Source organism: Pseudomonas sp. AM14(2022) (assembly GCF_036346455.1).
GTDB classification, from domain to species: Bacteria; Pseudomonadota; Gammaproteobacteria; order Pseudomonadales; family Pseudomonadaceae; genus Aquipseudomonas; species Aquipseudomonas putida_A.
The window spans coordinates 1-3,312 of record NZ_JAOTNY010000035.1 but is presented as its reverse complement, the minus strand read 5'-3'; the positions used below and the strand labels follow the sequence as shown (position 1 = coordinate 3,312).

Here is a 3,312-nt window from a genome sequence, read left to right as displayed (position 1 = left end):
ATCGTTCTTTAAAAATTTGGGTATGTGATAGAAAGATAGACTGAACGTTACTTTCACTGGTAACGGATCAGGCTAAGGTAAAATTTGTGAGTGACTCTTAAGAGTTTTGCGAATTTTCGGCGAATGTCGTCTTCACAGTATAACCAGATTGCTTGGGGTTATATGGTCAAGTGAAGAAGCGCATACGGTGGATGCCTTGGCAGTCAGAGGCGATGAAAGACGTGGTAGCCTGCGAAAAGCTTCGGGGAGTCGGCAAACAGACTTTGATCCGGAGATGTCTGAATGGGGGAACCCAGCCATCATAAGATGGTTATCTTGTACTGAATACATAGGTGCAAGAGGCGAACCAGGGGAACTGAAACATCTAAGTACCCTGAGGAAAAGAAATCAACCGAGATTCCCTTAGTAGTGGCGAGCGAACGGGGACTAGCCCTTAAGTGGCTTTGAGATTAGCGGAACGCTCTGGAAAGTGCGGCCATAGTGGGTGATAGCCCTGTACGCGAAAATCTTTTAGTCATGAAATCGAGTAGGACGGAGCACGAGAAACTTTGTCTGAATATGGGGGGACCATCCTCCAAGGCTAAATACTACTGACTGACCGATAGTGAACTAGTACCGTGAGGGAAAGGCGAAAAGAACCCCGGAGAGGGGAGTGAAATAGATCCTGAAACCGTATGCGTACAAGCAGTGGGAGCCCACTTTGTTGGGTGACTGCGTACCTTTTGTATAATGGGTCAGCGACTTATTTTCAGTGGCGAGCTTAACCGAATAGGGGAGGCGTAGCGAAAGCGAGTCTTAATAGGGCGTCTAGTCGCTGGGAATAGACCCGAAACCGGGCGATCTATCCATGGGCAGGTTGAAGGTTAGGTAACACTGACTGGAGGACCGAACCGACTACCGTTGAAAAGTTAGCGGATGACCTGTGGATCGGAGTGAAAGGCTAATCAAGCTCGGAGATAGCTGGTTCTCCTCGAAAGCTATTTAGGTAGCGCCTCATGTATCACTGTAGGGGGTAGAGCACTGTTTCGGCTAGGGGGTCATCCCGACTTACCAAACCGATGCAAACTCCGAATACCTACAAGTGCCGAGCATGGGAGACACACGGCGGGTGCTAACGTCCGTCGTGAAAAGGGAAACAACCCAGACCGTCAGCTAAGGTCCCAAAGTTATGGTTAAGTGGGAAACGATGTGGGAAGGCTTAGACAGCTAGGAGGTTGGCTTAGAAGCAGCCACCCTTTAAAGAAAGCGTAATAGCTCACTAGTCGAGTCGGCCTGCGCGGAAGATGTAACGGGGCTCAAACCATACACCGAAGCTACGGGTATCACGCAAGTGATGCGGTAGAGGAGCGTTCTGTAAGCCTGTGAAGGTGAGTTGAGAAGCTTGCTGGAGGTATCAGAAGTGCGAATGCTGACATGAGTAACGACAATGGGTGTGAAAAACACCCACGCCGAAAGACCAAGGTTTCCTGCGCAACGTTAATCGACGCAGGGTTAGTCGGTCCCTAAGGCGAGGCTGAAAAGCGTAGTCGATGGAAAACAGGTTAATATTCCTGTACTTCTGGTTATTGCGATGGAGGGACGGAGAAGGCTAGGCCAGCTTGGCGTTGGTTGTCCAAGTTTAAGGTGGTAGGCTGAGATCTTAGGTAAATCCGGGATCTCAAGGCCGAGAGCTGATGACGAGTTACCTTTCAGGTGACGAAGTGGTTGATGCCATGCTTCCAAGAAAAGCTTCTAAGCTTCAGATAACCAGGAACCGTACCCCAAACCGACACAGGTGGTTGGGTAGAGAATACCAAGGCGCTTGAGAGAACTCGGGTGAAGGAACTAGGCAAAATGGCACCGTAACTTCGGGAGAAGGTGCGCCGGTGAGGGTGAAGGACTTGCTCCGTAAGCTCATGCCGGTCGAAGATACCAGGCCGCTGCGACTGTTTATTAAAAACACAGCACTCTGCAAACACGAAAGTGGACGTATAGGGTGTGACGCCTGCCCGGTGCCGGAAGGTTAATTGATGGGGTTAGCTAACGCGAAGCTCTTGATCGAAGCCCCGGTAAACGGCGGCCGTAACTATAACGGTCCTAAGGTAGCGAAATTCCTTGTCGGGTAAGTTCCGACCTGCACGAATGGCGTAACGATGGCGGCGCTGTCTCCACCCGAGACTCAGTGAAATTGAAATCGCTGTGAAGATGCAGTGTATCCGCGGCTAGACGGAAAGACCCCGTGAACCTTTACTATAGCTTTGCACTGGACTTTGAATTTGCTTGTGTAGGATAGGTGGGAGGCTTTGAAGCGTGGACGCCAGTTCGCGTGGAGCCATCCTTGAAATACCACCCTGGCAACTTTGAGGTTCTAACTCAGGTCCGTTATCCGGATCGAGGACAGTGTATGGTGGGTAGTTTGACTGGGGCGGTCTCCTCCTAAAGAGTAACGGAGGAGTACGAAGGTGCGCTCAGACCGGTCGGAAATCGGTCGTAGAGTATAAAGGCAAAAGCGCGCTTGACTGCGAGACAGACACGTCGAGCAGGTACGAAAGTAGGTCTTAGTGATCCGGTGGTTCTGTATGGAAGGGCCATCGCTCAACGGATAAAAGGTACTCCGGGGATAACAGGCTGATACCGCCCAAGAGTTCATATCGACGGCGGTGTTTGGCACCTCGATGTCGGCTCATCACATCCTGGGGCTGAAGCCGGTCCCAAGGGTATGGCTGTTCGCCATTTAAAGTGGTACGCGAGCTGGGTTTAGAACGTCGTGAGACAGTTCGGTCCCTATCTGCCGTGGACGTTTGAGATTTGAGAGGGGCTGCTCCTAGTACGAGAGGACCGGAGTGGACGAACCTCTGGTGTTCCGGTTGTCACGCCAGTGGCATTGCCGGGTAGCTATGTTCGGGAAAGATAACCGCTGAAAGCATCTAAGCGGGAAACTTGCCTCAAGATGAGATCTCACTGGAACCTTGAGTTCCCTGAAGGGCCGTCGAAGACTACGACGTTGATAGGTTGGGTGTGTAAGCGCTGTGAGGCGTTGAGCTAACCAATACTAATTGCCCGTGAGGCTTGACCATATAACACCCAAGCAATCTGCATGCTCGAAAGAGACCAGATTGCGGTGTGTGAAGACGCAATGAACCGAAAGTTCGCGATGCTCACAAACACCTGTATCACATACCCGATTTGCTGAAGCGAGGCCAACCGGTCACGAGTCAGTACCCGAATTTCTTGACGACCATAGAGCGTTGGAACCACCTGATCCCATCCCGAACTCAGAAGTGAAACGATGCATCGCCGATGGTAGTGTGGGGTTTCCCCATGTGAGAGTAG

The 3,312-nt window shown here is 51.3% G+C and carries 2 rRNA genes; both read left to right on the top strand.

From position 1 onward, the window contains the following. Positions 1-164: 164 nt before the first annotated feature. Positions 165-3,056 (top strand): 23S ribosomal RNA (locus V3W27_RS28015). 153 nt (positions 3,057-3,209) lie between these two features. Continuing rightward, positions 3,210-3,312: ribosomal RNA gene (gene rrf / locus V3W27_RS28010) — 5S ribosomal RNA — on the top strand; the annotation flags it as partial.